Source organism: Nitrosopumilus sp. b1, from assembly GCF_014078545.1.
Classification (GTDB): Archaea; Thermoproteota; Nitrososphaeria; order Nitrososphaerales; family Nitrosopumilaceae; genus PXYB01.
Genome location: NZ_MU078732.1, coordinates 78,458 through 93,110 on the forward strand (window position 1 = coordinate 78,458; position 14,653 = coordinate 93,110).

Sequence of the window (14,653 nt, forward strand, 5' to 3'; positions counted from 1 at the left end):
TCAAGATTATGGCTTCATTAAGATTTTCCCAAAGAGTCCTTTTCCTGAAAGCATTTTTTTGTGTGCTTTAACGGCATCCTCCAACTTGAATGTAGAGTCAATGACTGCTTTAATTTTTCCTTGGGACATCCAGTAAAATGCTGTTTCTAATTCAGCCCTTGTCCCCTGAGTGGAGCCTAGAATGTTTATTCCCTTGAAAAAAATATGACGAAGATCTGTTTTTACATTATATCCAGTTGTAGCACCAGTTGTAACAATTGTTGCGCCGTACTTTAAAAGAGTCAATTCTTTATTCCAATGAGTTCCTCCAATGTGCTCATAAATAACATCAAGACTTGGTGGTTTGTCTTTTTTTTGAGAAATGTCTTTTGAAATAGAACGTACTTCCTTATGCCAGTCTTCTTTTCTGTGATCTACTGCATAGTCAGCACCTAATTCAATACATTTGTCTAGTTTCTCTTTACTGGCAGTTGCAATTACGTCACACCCAAATAATTTTGCAATTTGAATTCCAAATATTCCCATTCCAGAGCTGCCGCCCATTACCAGAACTGTTTGCCCTGGTTGAATCTTTGCCCTACCAACCAACATGTGCCAAGAAGTCATCATTGTCATTGATGCAGCAGCTGCATCATCATAGCTTACATTATCAGGAATCTTTACTGCATTAACCTCTGGTAAATGAGATACCTCGCAGTAACCTCCCCATAGTGGTCCCGTTTGAAATCCCCAAACAAGTCTCTTCTTACAATCAAATTCTCGACCAGAGGTACACAACTGACATGTCCTACAGGATAGATTACCATGAGAGACAATCCTGTCACCAACTTTGATATTTTTTACATCATCGCCAATTGCTATTACTTCACCGGCTGCATCAGTCCCAGAGATATGAGGCATTGGAACTTCGATTGGTTTTCCGCGCATGGCCCAAATGTCATCATAGTTTAATGATGCTGCCTTTACTCTGAAAACAACTTCGGTTGGTTTTGGTTCTGGCTCTGGAATATCCTTAATCTGTAAAATTTTCTCAAAATCATCATTCTCAGCATACTTTTCAAAAACTAGTGCTTTCATCATTCATTGTCGAATAAAGCTGGTTAAAATCGATTCTGCACCCATAAACAATTATAATTATCAGAATAAGAATGAGCACATGTCTGAATCAATAACTTTTCCAGGGGATAAGATTTCATCCATTGAAGAATACGAGGCAGGAACCTACGCATTTGATGATGGAGACATGGTAAGATCTGCCGCAGTAGGAAACAAGGAATTTGATAAGAAAGATCGTGTTGTAAATGTAAAGACCTTCAAATCAATTGATGTACCAAAGCCTGGAGATATTATTATTGGAACCGTTGCCGCTGTAATGTCTTCTATGATAGCAGTCTCAATTGATTACATTAATGGTAGACCAACAATTTCAAAAGTTGAATGTGTCTGCTCAACTAGAAACATTAGAAGAAAAAATATTGCATTGCTAAATGATATTGTATCACTAAAGATTATCAGTCATTTGAATGGAACAATTCACGCTTCAATAAATGAACCAGAACTTGGAGTAATTTTTACAAAATGTAAAAAATGTGGCGGAAAAGTTTTGCAAATGAGGGATGCAATAAAATGCACAGAATGTTCTTGGATTGATGAGCGAAAACTTTCTAACAAGTTTGGTAACAGTGATTTCTTACAACAAAGAGGATAAAAATGAAAAATGTTTCCTTCCAAGGGGAACATGGTGCATATAGCGAATCAGCAGCAAGAGTTTTTTTTGGGAAAGATATCACCACTAAACCATATCCTACATTCAAGGAAGCACTAGAATCGACAATTGACGGCACATCTGACTATGCAGTATTACCCGTAGAAAATTCTATTGAAGGAAGTGTTGGAGAGAGTTATGATCTCTTGTATTCAACTTCATTATTTGCAATAGGTGAAGTTTACAAAAAAATTGAGCATTGCCTAATTGGAACAGGTGAATTAAGCTCAATTGATACTGTCTATTCTCATCCTCAAGCATTAGGCCAGTGCAGAAAGTTTCTGCAAGACAATAAACTAAAGACTGTACCTACCTATGATACGGCTGGTAGTGTAAAAATTATCAAGGACATGGGTAAAGACAGTGTTGCATGCATTGCAAGCAAAAGTGCATCTGAGATATACCAAATTAAAATTATTAAAGAAGGAATCGCAGATAATCCAAATAACTATACACGGTTTCTAGTGCTTTCTAAGAAAGAAACTCAAGAGGTAAAAAATGCAAAGACATCAATTATTTTCTCAATAAAACATGAACCCGGGGCACTATTTAGAATAATTGAAAAGTTTCATACAAGTGGAATTAATCTTACAAAGATTGAATCAAGACCAAAAAAAGATTCCATATGGGAGTACAACTTTTTTGTCGACTTTGAAGGAAGCAAGAGTGATTCCAAAGTGTCTGATGCATTAAAGAAGATTAAAGAAGAGACGCTATTTTTTAAGATCCTAGGATCGTATACAGCTGCTAGTCTAAACTAGAATCCTTTTGGTTTTCTAATACTAAATCCTGCACTAAAACCAATTATTACAACACCAGCAGTGATTACAAGAATATGATATGTGAAAAATATTGGATCAGTGTTACGCTCAAAGGTTCCTGTTACATGAATTTCTGAATCACCAATATTTTGGATTTCAATCCGGTTTATTCCCTCTTCTAAAACATACCAATCAAAGCTAACCTCTTTCTTGTAAGTCGTTGTAGGAATCTGTATACCATCTGCAGGTGTTTTTAATGTCACATCAAAAGAGTCGCCTTCGATTTTTATGAATTGATGAGAAGATTTTGGAGCTGGAAACTGATATGATGTATACTCACCAATGCCATATGTATCATCAAAAGAAATCGTTTGCAATCCAATAGAATTAACCAAAGCTGCAACTCCAATTGCTGAGATTGCACTTCCAACAATTATTCCAATAAGTGTTCTTTTGCTCAGCATGAGGTATCTTTTAGGATCGGGCTTAAAAAACTAACTACATTAATGAAACATCATGAGGTTGACTTTCAGCAAAACCAGCCCCAGACATTTTGATAAATTCTGCATTCTGTTGCATTTGAGGAATAGTGTGGGCACCACAATAGCTTAAACCTGAACGAATTCCTCCCGTAAGTTGTTTTAGAATATCGGTTACACTTCCTTTGTATGGAACCATTGCTTCAACACCTTCTGCAACATAATCATTTAGATCTTCATCAAGAGAAATTTTTCCAGACTCTTTTGATTTGCGTCCAATAGATGCGGCTAATGATGCCATTCCACGATAGACTTTGAAGCGTTTACCATTTTTTGTTAAAACAGAGCCTGGAGATTCATCTGTTCCGCCCAACATGCTACCTATCATTACTGATGATGCACCTGCAGCCAATGCTTTTGTTGCATCACCAGATGTTCTAGTTCCACCATCAGATATGATTGGGACTCCATGATCGCGTCCTACTTTGGCACAATCCATTACTGCGGTAAGTTGTGGAACACCTGAACCAGTAATTACTCGAGTGATACAGATAGAACCAGATCCAACACCTACCTTAACTGCATCAACTCCTGCTTTGATAAGATCTTCAGCTCCTTTTGCAGTTGCAACATTACCAGCTATTAGTTCACAATCTGGAAATGCTTTTTTGATATGACGAACTGTGCTTATTGCGTTTTCACTATGACCATGAGCAATATCAACAACAATGATATCTGTTCCTGCATCAAGTAATGCTTCTGTTCTTTCCATAAAGTCTCCCTTGACACCAACTGCTGCACCAACCAATGGTCTACCCTTTTTGTCTTTAGATGCAGACGGATAGTTCTCCATATTGGTAATGTCCTTGCTTGTGATAAGCCCTTTTACACGATGCGAGTCATCAATCAAAGGAAGTTTTTCAATTCTATGTTTATGCAATAACTCTTTTGCTTCACTAAGGCTAATTCCTAATTTTGCAGTAACTACATCTTTTGTCATTACGTCTTTTACTAGCTTGTTGGTATCGGACTCGAAAGTAATGTCTCTGTCTGTAAGAATTCCTACTAATTTTGATTCTGAATCAATCACTAGTAAACCCGATACATCTTTGTCAATTGTATACTGGATGGCATTACGAACTGTCTCTTCAGAATTAATTGTGTATGGGTTTTCAATCATTACACTGCCAGATCTTTTTACTTTGAGAACTTGATCGGCTTCTTCCTTAATGGTGAGAAATCTATGGATTATACCAATTCCTCCTTCTCTTGCCATAGTTACAGCCATGGACGATTCTGTAACAGTATCCATGTTAGCACTCACAAGAGGTATGTTAATTGAGATATTTCGCGAAAGTTTAGTTTTAAGATCAGTCTGAGATCGACTTGTTATATCTGAATATTTGGGAACAAGAAGAACATCATCAAAAGTTAATCCTTCTCTGAATTCCAATGAAACCTCATTCCAAAGATTGAAAATGCATTATAAGCTTTTGTTTGTACGTAAGAATCGTTGTATGGGTTGGATTACTTCTCTAGTATATTTTACATTGTGAGTACGAATTACATCTGCCCCCTTTATTGCAGACATTACTTCACATGCAAGTGAGCCTGCTAAACGATCATTAGGATCATGCTTTTGTAATATTTTTCCAATAAAGGATTTGTTAGATACAGATACTAAAACTGGAAAGTTTGTCTTTACTTTTGATAGATTGGAAAGAATCTCAAGATCTCGTTTAACCCAGTCAACATTAAATTTTGTAAAAAATAATCCACGTCCAGTATTGCGAAAGAATCCTATCGCAGGATCTACCACGATATTTTTTATCCCAGATAATTTTGCAATTTTAATGCTATCTGAGATTAGTTTTTTTGTTTGTGATATATTATTCCCATGAACTGGTTTTTTGCTAAAAGCACATACAATTACAGATGGTTGATACCTTTCTATGACAATAGGCATTTCTTTATCAAATTTTAAACCAGAGATGTCATTGATGATTTCAGTACCTAGTTCTAATGCATTTTTTGCAACATTAGCACGACAAGTATCAACAGATATTGGCAAATTTGAAACACGCTGGACAATCTTGATTGCTTGAGAGATACGCTGTGACTCTATTCTTTCAGAAATTAATGTTGAAAGATATGGTGCAGTTGACATTCCTCCAATATCGATAATATCGGCTCCCTCTTCATCCATCTTTCTAATGGTTTGAGCTATATCATGATCAGTTGTTTTAATTGATTTTTTGTAAAAAGACTCTGGACTGGCATTCAAGATGCCCATTATTCTAACTGGCGAGGTCTTTCCGACAGTAATTGTGCCCAATTTACTCATATAACTTATCAAAACCCATGTCAATTTGAGTCATATGACTATTATTGGTTGGAATACTCGGTATAATCAGATTTTAAAAGAATTTGGGTTTAGTAAAAAAAAGGATCTGGATTCTGCAAAAAAATTAGATTCTCTTCTAAAACAGAAAAAAGAATCATTTAGTAAGATTAAGAAGATTATTTCTCAAAATACTGTAATCGTAATTGGTTCTGGTGGATCATTGGAAACGGCAATTCCAATAATTAAAAAATTAAAGAAAATCCCAAAGATTGCAGCAGATAGCAGCGTATCAGAACTGATGAAAAATAAAATAATTCCCGACATAGTGGTCACGGATCTTGATGGTGAAGAAAGATACTTGAAGGAAATTGCAAAATCTAATTCATTTATGGTTGTTCACGCACATGGCGATAACCAAGAAAAACTTGAGCTTGTGAAAAATTTCAACAACTGCATAGGAACAACTCAGACAGAGTCATTTGGAGTATTATACAACTTTGGTGGGTTTACTGATGGTGATAGATGTGTGTTTTTAGCTGATAGTTTTGGGGCCAAGGACATAATCTTGTTTGGGATGGATTTTGGAAAAAAGATTGGAAAATTTTCTCAGACAATGCATGCTGATACAAAAATTAAACTCAAAAAACTCAGATGGGGCAAGAAACTTTTAGAGTGGTTGGCTACAAAATCAAAGAGCAATTTGTACACTACATCGGATCCAATCAAAGGATTCAAAAAAATTTCCTACAATGACTTGGATGATATCATAATAACCTAGAATGCGTTTTAATACCCTAAATGTATGACAGATTACATGCAGTTATCTGATGAGAAAATTCGGGAGATCCTAGAATTAAAAGACAGAATATCAGGACAAATTGAAAAACATGAAGAAGAAATAGAATATCTTAAAAAAAATCTTAGCGTACTAGATTCCTTAATCAAGCAAACTAGTTTTACAAAAGCTTCATCATTAAGAAGTACTACAGAGGAGCCTCCAAAAGTCACCATCAAAAAAGAAGATGAGACAATTCCACTTACAAGGGGAGCAGATGGTGCAGTAATTGCAAATGCGTATGTCACACCAGAGCAGGTATCAATCATACTGGATGAAAAATTAGTTATTGATGCAGATACTCCTCCTTTCAAGACATTCTTTTTAGATAGAATTATTGGAGAAATGAAACGAAAAGACTCTGTTGAGGTAGAGAGTGGAAAGATTCAACCAGAATCCATCATAGACTATGTAGTTAACAAAAACGGCTCCAACATCAGAGAGATAATAATTAAAAATTACAGACAGAAAGAACGTGTAAAAGAGATTGTAAATACCGCAGCATGGTCACTTACACGAATGCTTGAGAACAAAAGCAAGTGATTTTATGGACAAAATTGTCGTTTTAGACTTTGGTTCTCAGTATAGTCATTTGATTTGTAGGCGTATACGAGACTTTTCAGTGTATGCAGAACTTGTGCCTTATGACATTTCATTAGAGGAGTTAAAAAAACTCGAACCAAAGGGGATTATTTTTTCTGGCGGTCCATCAAGTGTCTACAAGGATGATGCACCCATGCCAGAGAACAAAATTTTTGGGATGAATCTGCCGCTGTTGGGAATATGTTACGGTCATCAATTAATTGTAAATAATTTTGGAGGCAAGGTCAAGCGTGCTAACAAAGAATACGGCTCATCTCTTCTGACTGTCGATAACAATAGTGATTTGCTAAGTAGCATTGGTGATTCGGTCAGAGCATGGATGAGTCATGGAGATGAAGCAGAAGAGATTCCAAAAGGATTTGAGATCATAGGCCACACAGAGAGTGCCAAAGCAGCAGCAATTGCAAATAAATCAAATTCAATCTATGGCATACAGTTCCATCCAGAAGTTGTACATACAGAGCAAGGAACTGAAATTTTGAAAAACTTTGTTCTAAAAATTTGCAAGGCAAAACAAGACTGGACAATGGAGGCGTTTGTAGACAATACCGTAAACAATCTTAAAAAAATTGAAGGGGATGTCTTGTGTGGAGTAAGTGGAGGAATAGATTCTACAGTTGCAGCTCTGTTAATCCACAAAGCTATTGGAGACAGACTAAAGTGCGTATTTGTGAATAATGGCCTTTTACGTTTAGATGAAGAAAAAGAGATAGAAACTATGTTCAAAAATAATTTCAAAGTAAATTTTACCCCAATTAATGCTGCATCACGATTTTTAGAGAAACTAGAGGGCGTTGATGATCCTGAAAGAAAAAGAAAGATAGTTGGAGAAGAATTTGTAAAGATCTTTTCAGAGTTTGCTGAAAAGAGTGGTCCATTCAAATGGCTTGCACAAGGAACTCTTTATCCAGACGTCATAGAAAGTGGAGTGTCCAAGGGACCAGCTGCTGTAATAAAATCTCATCATAATGTGGGCGGATTACCTGAATGGCTCAAGATGGAAATTTTGGAGCCATTACGTGATTTGTACAAAGATGAAGTAAGAAAAGTTGCTGCATTACTGGGAGTACCTGAAAAGCTCATCAAGCGTCATCCATTTCCAGGTCCTGGTTTGGCAGTGCGAATAATTGGACAAGTAACTACAAAGAAACTAGAGATTGCAAAAATTGCAAGCAAGATAGTGGAAGAGGAGTTGTGGGAAGCTGGAATATACAATAAAGTTTGGCAAGCATATGCTGCAGTTGGGGACGACAAAGCAGTAGGAGTTGTTGGCGATGAGCGAAGATACGGAAATATTGTAATGATTCGGGTAGTAGATTCTATTGATGCCATGACTGCTGATTGGACTAGGCTTCCTCATGGATTACTAGAAAAGATTAGCAATAGGATTACAAATGAAATTGAGGAGGTTACTTGGGTTACTTATGCAGTATCAAGCAAACCGCCTGCGACAATAGAGCCACAATAAACTACAAATTATATCAAATACAAAACATCGTAATGACATTTCATGTTTTTGACACATATGTCAAAGCAAAGGATGGTCACACAATGCATTTTGATGTGATAACTGACAAAAAAGATCCACAAAAAGCAATGGAGTATGCAAAAAGATGGTTGAAATCTATTGGTGAGGATGATGCCAAGGTTTCTTCAGAAGAATGCAGGTTTTGTCATTCACAGAGCGTTCCTGAAGAGATAGAAATTGAAATTATGACTGAAGGATTCCATATTGCAAAGATGGAAGGCTGTCCAAAATAGATTAGATTATTTTACTTGAATAATTTCTTGGTCTATTAGATATTCTAGTGCACTCATCAGTTCAATTTCGCTTATTTGTTGTTCGGCATATAGGATGAATATGTTTCTCACCCATTGTGGTAGCAGCGTTGATGGGGTTTGAGCTGGAGTTGCAGGTGATTCAGTTAACTCTTCTAATGTACCAGATTCTTCTACAACCAATGGGTTTTTGCTGGAGTCTACTACTGAAAATGTTGTACTAGTGGTTGCAGTACCAAACTCTGTATAAATTTGAATTTCATATTCTCCAATGAGATCTTTTACGGTGTCATCAACTAGATACGAAGTCTGCATTCCCCAAAGACCCTCCTCTCTATAGGTGGGATTTATTTCAGAGGTTTTGATCACTTCGCCAGTAAAGAGATTTGTAATCTTCATAAAGTAATAGCCGTCTTGAGGATCAAAATTTTCAATTTCAATGTCTGCACGAACTAATCGATTGTCATCTTTTAGATCAAGGTAGTTGTTTCCAATGAATTTAATCGATACAGAAGTATTCTCATCTGCATAAGCGGTGTTAATTGAGACAACCATAATTGCCATTAAAGTTAGAATTGTAAATCTTGAATTCACGTTAATTACTGGTACGCATAATGGGATATATCTATGAGTTGTAATTTCTTGAGCTTCAAAGTTCCATTGTGGAAGTTTCTAGTCTTCCTGGCCGTCCATGGTCAAGGCTCGAATTATGTCCTTTTCGCTAATGATTCCAATTATTTCACCCTTTGAGACCACGCCAATTCCATGAACTCTGTTATCTAAAATTATCTGGGCAGCCTTTGTAAGATCATCCCAAGCATTAACCACGATTATGTCTCGTGTCATTATTTCATTTGCAAGGCATCTTCTTCCATAGCCATTTTTTGATGCAAAGAAATTATCAAAATTATTTACAACATGTTTTGGTCCTTTTTCTTTTTGCGAGAACTCTAATGCCATATTTATAAAATTTCTAAATGTAATAATTCCAACTGGAACTTCATCATCATCCTTTACGATTAATCGTGATGCATTGTATGATAGCATGTTTGATAGGACATCTATAATTGAGCTTGTCTGTTTGCAAAAGAATTGCCCAATTGTCATTAATTCAAAGACTTTGAACCTTCCCTTGTAATTTTGTGCATAATATTTTGTTAGATCATTTTTTGTAAAGATTCTAAATTTATTGTCTTTTTTTACTACAAGGGAGCTGATCTGGTGCTTTAGCATAAGCTCAGAGCACTCTGTTGCAGAAGCATTTTCATCAACATATACAATAGAGTTCATGATTTTGGATACTGGAGTCTTTGAAATCGGCGAATTATTTTTTTGAGCTAGTAGAAATTTTCCAATATCCTTTTGAGTTACAATTCCAGTGAATTGATTTCTGTGTGTTAGGAGTAATCGTGAGATATTTTTCTCATACATCTTTTGCATAACATCGTAAATTGTAGAATTTTGAGGCAAGCTAATTGGTTTATGTGACAGTGAATATGCCTTAATTTGTTGAGTCATGCCTATCTGTTTTTGCTGCATGATGAGAAATAAATCAATTCAGTCATATCTTTTGTAGTGTATGATTTGAACAGACAGATATGATGAAAATTTTGATTCTGAGTTATTATGATTGTTTGTAATGGGATTACAAACAGAAAATATTATTCTAAAGATTCCTAGCATATCTAGAACCTCACCCTCCATGCACCATGCCCCCTCGTTTTGCATGAATTGGGGTTCTTTTTTTATTTTGAATTTGTTCTAAGTAGTGACTCTAGTCCATCAAAATACAGCATGTCACTTAATCTATACTCTGTCCATAGTTTTGCTCTCATCCTAAACCAATCAGGAATTGTTGATTCAGAGTCTTCTGTTAAATCATCTGCCTCAAATGGAATATAGGAGAATACTTTTCCGGGATCATTCTCTAATGCAAATGCCAAAAATGGGCCTACATCCTCATATGCCTTCTTTTTCTTGGCAAAGTCTATCATGATAAACCCATTTGGCAATTCCATTGTGGAGATATTCTCAGTATTATTCACTGGTGTGGGAACATTCACAAGGTGTTTTATTGATTTTATGTAGTCAGCATCAGTAATCTTATCATTAATCCACCAAGTAGTTATTTCGCGTTGTAAATTAATGACTGTCTTACTAGAGGTAATGTCTTTTGATATATGATTTAGATTGGTATTGCCAACTACATTTTTGATTGGACTCATAACAAGAAAATACTTGCCAATCTTGTCGGGTTTTATCATAGTTTTTACATTATCGCACACGCCTGTAGTGTATTCAAATCCCACACAAGTGTCATATTTCATCTCAATTGGCTGCAGAATCGTTTCAATTTGTTGATAAGAGTATCCCTTGTAGTACATGATGAATTTTGATATATGATTAGTCAGTAACCATGAAGGTTCAGTATCATCATAATATGAGGAAAAATTTGGAATGTCTTTGATCATGATGGTGTGTTTTGTTTCAATATCATTGCCCATGTGAGAGTAGATTCCCTCATATCCTTGACGTGTAAGTAAGCCTTTTCCAGACGCATCATCAAAAATAATTATAACCAACTGAACATTTTCAGGAAAATCATAATATGATAATTGAGGTAGTATCATGCATTTTGCATCCAAAGGAGAATCTTCCAATTCATACATTTCAAAATATTTTTCTGCTATTCCAAAGAATTCGTTTGTCTTGATAGTTTCTACAGGAGTACATTTAGAATTGCCAGTAACATAAACAAGTTGCCAGGATAGTTTGTCTGATTCTGAATATGAAGTTGGAATGCTTGATACAATGAGAATAGAACACAAAAATCCAGATAATACAAAATTATGACGTTTCATATTCATCAAAACAACTGCCCTAGAATTTTTTCGACGTCATATGGTTTGTAAATTACATCAGTAGGCTTCATTTCCCGAAGTTTTTTCTTTGTTTCAGAGGTAAAGTCTGCAGTAACCATGATTACTTTAGATTCAGGATTAATCTCACGAATTTTCTTTAGTGCATAAAATCCATCGTATTCAGGCATCATTATATCCAAAAATACCACATCTGGTCTTAGCTGTTCATACACATCTACGCCTTCTTTGCCGTTTTTGCATTTTCCAACAACCTGAATTCCCTTTATTTCCAAATAATCTGAAAACATTTCTACGGCGTCAGGATCATCATCCACGACTAGTGCGGTAGTTTCCTTTTGCTGTGATGGTTCATCTTTTGTTTTGTCTACTCTGATCTCTTTTCCAATTTTCCACATAAATTTACATAGGCTTCTCATGTTGCCACTTATTTCATCTGAATTTGTAACCAATGCAGAATCATCACTAGTACTTTGACTAGATGTAGAAGAAGTATATCCTGACATTAGAACTTGGGATGAATTGCAGATAATTCTTCCTTGTGAAGGAAGTTTTGCTATTTTAAAATAATTTACACCTAATCGCTTTGCACATTCTAGCTTTGTTGATATCTCAAGTTCTGTCATTAGTTTTATTACGACATTTCGTTTGGAAGCCTTCTTAATTGCCTCTGGAATATCAGTATAGTACATTCGAATTAAATCTGAAACTGTGGTAACTAGATAGAGTTCATCTGTGGTCTCATCAATGATTTTGATGATTTGATCATAGATGTTTTCTCTACCAGAAATTACAGTCAGCTTTGGTAAATTTGCAGTCTCTTGGTTTGTTTTTACTTTGTTAAGAATTTCTAGTAATTTCTCAACATTATTTTCAAGCTTTTCAGCTTCTTGTTTTCTTTTTTTAATTATATCTAAGAGAATTTCTTTTGGTTCATTTGCTGAAAATTTTATTGGTGAAGAAAGAGTCGATGTAACGAATCCTTGATTTTTTAAATTTTCTAAAATTTTGTAACCTCTAACTCTGTCTGTTTGTGTAAAATGACTAATTTCACTTGCTTTTGATGAACCCATTCGAAGTAATCCAAGATAGACCTTGGCCTCATCTTCATCTAATCCAAAATCCTTGAGAAGTTCAATTCCTTCTTTCTCAAAATCAACTACCGCTTCCTGTGCCATATTTTATGAATAAAAAAAGTACATTTTTTCTAGTGTGTTGTACGATTGAACAAACTTTTTTTGAGATTTTATTCCTAAAGGATTCTAGGTATTTTCTCTAGTCATGGTTAATTTTGATGGCTTTTTAGGTTCAATATCCTCTGTGGCCTCTTCAAATTCTGTTTTTTTGGTCTTTTCCGCTTTTGGAAGCATTATTGTAAATGTTGTAGGATGATTTGAGGCCTCAATTTTCCCACCATGCTTTTCGATAATACTTTTGCAACTAGCCAAACCTAATCCTGTCCCAATTTGCTTTGTAGTAAATAGGGGCTCAAAGATCTTTTCCATTGCAGATTCTGGGATGCCTGGGCCCGAATCTTCCATCTCTACTATAGCATAATCGTCTTTATCATGAATTCTAAATGAAATTGTTCCTTCTCCATCTATTGCCTGTATGGCATTGTTTATCATGTTAGAAAATACAATTTCCAGTTTGAATGCATCACAATTAATTGAGGCACTATTTTTTGGCAGATTTATGCGAATATGAGATGGTACTGTCGTATTAAGAATTGAGGATTCTATAATTGTAGACAAGGAATGACGCTCCATTTGAAGCTCTGATACATTAACGTAATCTAGGACATCATCTATTTGATGAGTCATTCTGGCTACTGCCCTTCCAACCATTGCCATTTGGTGACTAGTCTTTTCATCCATTATAGGATCAAGCTTTACCTTCATTATTTCAACAGAGTTTTTGATGACTGAGAGAGGATTACGCAAGTCATGTGCTAAACGGCTGGCTAGATTTCCAATGGAAGATAGTCGTTCATTGGTAACAATTGTTTTATTTAGTTTAGAAAGCTCAGAAGACATTGAGTCAATGTCTCTTGCAAGTTCAGATATTTCATCATCCCCTTTCATGTTATTTTTGATAAATTCCCCGGTTGCAATTGTATGCGTAGTTTTTCTTAGTTTTTGAAGAGGATTTGAGATTGATTTTAGGATCATATATCTAATTCCTAATGATGCTGCAATGAAGACGTTAAGTGTTATGAAAATTGTCAAAGTGGTATTTGATACTAGAGAATCAACAAAGTCCTTAGTGTCACTTACATTTGCTGCTGTCTGACTAACAGTCAAGTCAATTATATTGTTGATGTTTTGTTGTGCCTGATGAAAATCTTCAGATAACGCAAGAATTTGGTTTCCACTTGCGCCATTAGATTTTAATTTTATCATGGTATTTGATACAATAATCAAGTCATTCCATTTTTCTGCAATTTCATTAGAATTACTGTCTTGATTTGGAAAGTGATAATCCATTAAATTAGAATATTGTGAGTATGCTTGATTAAATGAGGACTTGGCCTTTTCTATTTGATAAAACTGAATTTCAAGCTCTTCTTCTATTTCGGCAAGTTCTACTCCTTTTGCAGTTTTAGATCCCTCTTCTAAAAGTAGAATCTCCATAGTTCTTGAAGTCACTTGAGTTGCTGACTGCCTCATTTCTGTAAGGGAGTCAAGAATTGGCAAAGTCTGATCGCTCAGATTGGCAAATGTGTCTTGGACCTGTTTTGTGTTGATTAGTGCAATAAATGAAACCATTCCGATTAGGCTTACTAGGATAATAATTTCCAGGGCTAGTTTTGTCCGTATTCTCATGGTCTAAAATCCACCCATATTGCAGTAAAATAGTAGCTCGTCAGGACTAAGCTTTGACCCCAAAAACTGAATATTCATGCGTATTTGCGCACAAAATTTGATTAAAGAAAATGTATGTAATGGCATTACAGACAGAATAACTTATCCTAGGTACACGAAAGAATGTCACTTTGAAAACTACCAATACTTCACAAAGTTCACGGGTCCTAGTAGTATTCCTAACTGCAATTCTACTCACTTGGAGTTTTAGCAGTGCAGGAGTTGCTAGTGCGCTTCCAGTTGATGCTGGTGGAGCAGCAAGCAGTGCAGCAAGTAATGCTGGTGGAGCAACAGGTGATGCAGGAAACACTGTAGGTGGAGCAACAGGTGATGCAGGAAACACT

The 14,653-nt window shown here is 35.6% G+C and carries 16 protein-coding genes; 7 read left to right on the plus strand and 9 right to left on the minus strand.

Going from position 1 to position 14,653, the window contains the following annotated elements; all coding sequences use genetic code 11:
* Window positions 1-6: 6 nt before the first annotated feature.
* The gene (locus tag C6988_RS09250; protein WP_182134880.1) at window positions 7-1,077 is read right to left on the minus strand and encodes a zinc-binding dehydrogenase; all 1,071 of its coding nucleotides are present in this window, start codon (window positions 1,075-1,077) and stop codon (window positions 7-9) included.
* A gap of 79 nt (window positions 1,078-1,156) precedes the next feature.
* On the opposite strand from C6988_RS09250, the gene C6988_RS09255 reads away from it, so the two are divergent.
* Together C6988_RS09255 and pheA are read left to right on the plus strand one after the other, a co-directional pair.
* Window positions 1,157-1,708 carry an exosome complex RNA-binding protein Csl4 gene (locus C6988_RS09255; RefSeq protein ID WP_182134882.1) on the plus strand — a complete coding sequence of 184 codons (552 nt, stop codon included), beginning with the start codon at window positions 1,157-1,159 and terminating at the stop codon, window positions 1,706-1,708.
* A 2-nt stretch (window positions 1,709-1,710) separates the two neighbouring features.
* Window positions 1,711-2,526 carry a prephenate dehydratase gene (gene pheA, locus C6988_RS09260; RefSeq protein ID WP_182134884.1) on the plus strand — a complete coding sequence of 272 codons (816 nt, stop codon included), beginning with the start codon at window positions 1,711-1,713 and terminating at the stop codon, window positions 2,524-2,526.
* On the opposite strand, the gene C6988_RS09265 is transcribed toward pheA, so the two are convergent.
* The 3 genes from C6988_RS09265 to folP are packed head-to-tail and all read right to left on the minus strand — an operon-like array spanning window position 2,523 to window position 5,349.
* Window positions 2,523-2,990 (minus strand): hypothetical protein, encoded by a 468-nt coding sequence (locus C6988_RS09265; RefSeq protein ID WP_182134886.1) that lies wholly within the window; start codon window positions 2,988-2,990, stop codon window positions 2,523-2,525. The genes pheA and C6988_RS09265 overlap by 4 nt on opposite strands.
* Before the next feature lie 34 nt (window positions 2,991-3,024).
* Window positions 3,025-4,458, minus strand: a complete 1,434-nt coding sequence (gene guaB / locus C6988_RS09270) for an IMP dehydrogenase (RefSeq protein WP_182134888.1) — start codon at window positions 4,456-4,458, stop codon at window positions 3,025-3,027.
* A 30-nt stretch (window positions 4,459-4,488) separates the two neighbouring features.
* Complete coding sequence (gene folP / locus C6988_RS09275) at window positions 4,489-5,349, minus strand: dihydropteroate synthase (protein ID WP_182134890.1); 861 nt, start codon at window positions 5,347-5,349, stop codon at window positions 4,489-4,491.
* A 34-nt stretch (window positions 5,350-5,383) separates the two neighbouring features.
* Here folP and C6988_RS09280 point away from each other — a divergent pair, with 34 nt between their 5' ends.
* The 4 genes from C6988_RS09280 to C6988_RS09295 are packed head-to-tail and all read left to right on the plus strand — an operon-like array spanning window position 5,384 to window position 8,548.
* Window positions 5,384-6,127: a 6-hydroxymethylpterin diphosphokinase MptE-like protein gene (locus C6988_RS09280; protein WP_182134892.1), complete on the plus strand. Its 744-nt coding sequence runs from the start codon at window positions 5,384-5,386 to the stop codon at window positions 6,125-6,127.
* A 36-nt stretch (window positions 6,128-6,163) separates the two neighbouring features.
* A complete protein-coding gene (locus C6988_RS09285) occupies window positions 6,164-6,727 on the plus strand; it encodes a hypothetical protein (protein ID WP_182134894.1) in 564 nt (187 codons plus the stop codon).
* Between the two features lie 4 nt (window positions 6,728-6,731).
* Window positions 6,732-8,255 (plus strand): glutamine-hydrolyzing GMP synthase, encoded by a 1,524-nt coding sequence (gene guaA / locus C6988_RS09290; RefSeq protein WP_182134896.1) that lies wholly within the window; start codon window positions 6,732-6,734, stop codon window positions 8,253-8,255.
* A 32-nt stretch (window positions 8,256-8,287) separates the two neighbouring features.
* Window positions 8,288-8,548: a DUF2024 family protein gene (locus tag C6988_RS09295; protein WP_182134898.1), complete on the plus strand. Its 261-nt coding sequence runs from the start codon at window positions 8,288-8,290 to the stop codon at window positions 8,546-8,548.
* A 6-nt stretch (window positions 8,549-8,554) separates the two neighbouring features.
* Here the strand turns inward: C6988_RS09295 and C6988_RS09300 are convergent, their stop codons facing one another.
* From C6988_RS09300 to C6988_RS09320, 5 genes are all read right to left on the minus strand, one after another.
* On the minus strand, window positions 8,555-9,160 hold the full coding sequence (locus C6988_RS09300; protein WP_182134900.1) for a hypothetical protein: 606 nt from the start codon (window positions 9,158-9,160) through the stop codon (window positions 8,555-8,557).
* Between the two features lie 78 nt (window positions 9,161-9,238).
* Entirely contained in the window at window positions 9,239-10,105 is an 867-nt protein-coding gene (locus C6988_RS09305) for a CBS domain-containing protein (protein WP_182134902.1), read from the minus strand.
* A gap of 206 nt (window positions 10,106-10,311) precedes the next feature.
* Window positions 10,312-11,433, minus strand: a complete 1,122-nt coding sequence (locus tag C6988_RS09310; protein WP_220463429.1) for a hypothetical protein — start codon at window positions 11,431-11,433, stop codon at window positions 10,312-10,314.
* Window positions 11,433-12,623 carry a response regulator gene (locus C6988_RS09315; RefSeq protein ID WP_182134906.1) on the minus strand — a complete coding sequence of 397 codons (1,191 nt, stop codon included), beginning with the start codon at window positions 12,621-12,623 and terminating at the stop codon, window positions 11,433-11,435. Before C6988_RS09315 ends, C6988_RS09310 begins: the two co-directional genes overlap by 1 nt.
* 84 nt (window positions 12,624-12,707) lie before the next feature.
* Window positions 12,708-14,270: an ATP-binding protein gene (locus tag C6988_RS09320; protein WP_182134908.1), complete on the minus strand. Its 1,563-nt coding sequence runs from the start codon at window positions 14,268-14,270 to the stop codon at window positions 12,708-12,710.
* 170 nt (window positions 14,271-14,440) lie between these two features.
* Here C6988_RS09320 and C6988_RS09325 point away from each other — a divergent pair.
* Window positions 14,441-14,653 (plus strand): hypothetical protein (locus C6988_RS09325; protein WP_220463430.1); only part of this gene is annotated, 213 nt, incomplete at its 3' end.

Coding starts and splice junctions, on each gene's coding strand:
- C6988_RS09295 (WP_182134898.1), top strand. CDS start 8,288: ATGACATTTCATGTTTTTGACACATATGTCAAAGCAAAGGATGGTCAC.
- C6988_RS09285 (WP_182134894.1), top strand. CDS start 6,164: ATGCAGTTATCTGATGAGAAAATTCGGGAGATCCTAGAATTAAAAGAC.
- guaA (WP_182134896.1), top strand. CDS start 6,732: ATGGACAAAATTGTCGTTTTAGACTTTGGTTCTCAGTATAGTCATTTG.
- C6988_RS09255 (WP_182134882.1), top strand. CDS start 1,157: ATGTCTGAATCAATAACTTTTCCAGGGGATAAGATTTCATCCATTGAA.
- C6988_RS09265 (WP_182134886.1), bottom strand. CDS start 2,990: ATGCTGAGCAAAAGAACACTTATTGGAATAATTGTTGGAAGTGCAATC.
- C6988_RS09320 (WP_182134908.1), bottom strand. CDS start 14,270: ATGAGAATACGGACAAAACTAGCCCTGGAAATTATTATCCTAGTAAGC.
- C6988_RS09310 (WP_220463429.1), bottom strand. CDS start 11,433: ATGAATATGAAACGTCATAATTTTGTATTATCTGGATTTTTGTGTTCT.
- C6988_RS09305 (WP_182134902.1), bottom strand. CDS start 10,105: ATGCAGCAAAAACAGATAGGCATGACTCAACAAATTAAGGCATATTCA.
- C6988_RS09315 (WP_182134906.1), bottom strand. CDS start 12,623: ATGGCACAGGAAGCGGTAGTTGATTTTGAGAAAGAAGGAATTGAACTT.
- C6988_RS09280 (WP_182134892.1), top strand. CDS start 5,384: ATGACTATTATTGGTTGGAATACTCGGTATAATCAGATTTTAAAAGAA.
- C6988_RS09250 (WP_182134880.1), bottom strand. CDS start 1,077: ATGAAAGCACTAGTTTTTGAAAAGTATGCTGAGAATGATGATTTTGAG.
- pheA (WP_182134884.1), top strand. CDS start 1,711: ATGAAAAATGTTTCCTTCCAAGGGGAACATGGTGCATATAGCGAATCA.
- folP (WP_182134890.1), bottom strand. CDS start 5,349: ATGAGTAAATTGGGCACAATTACTGTCGGAAAGACCTCGCCAGTTAGA.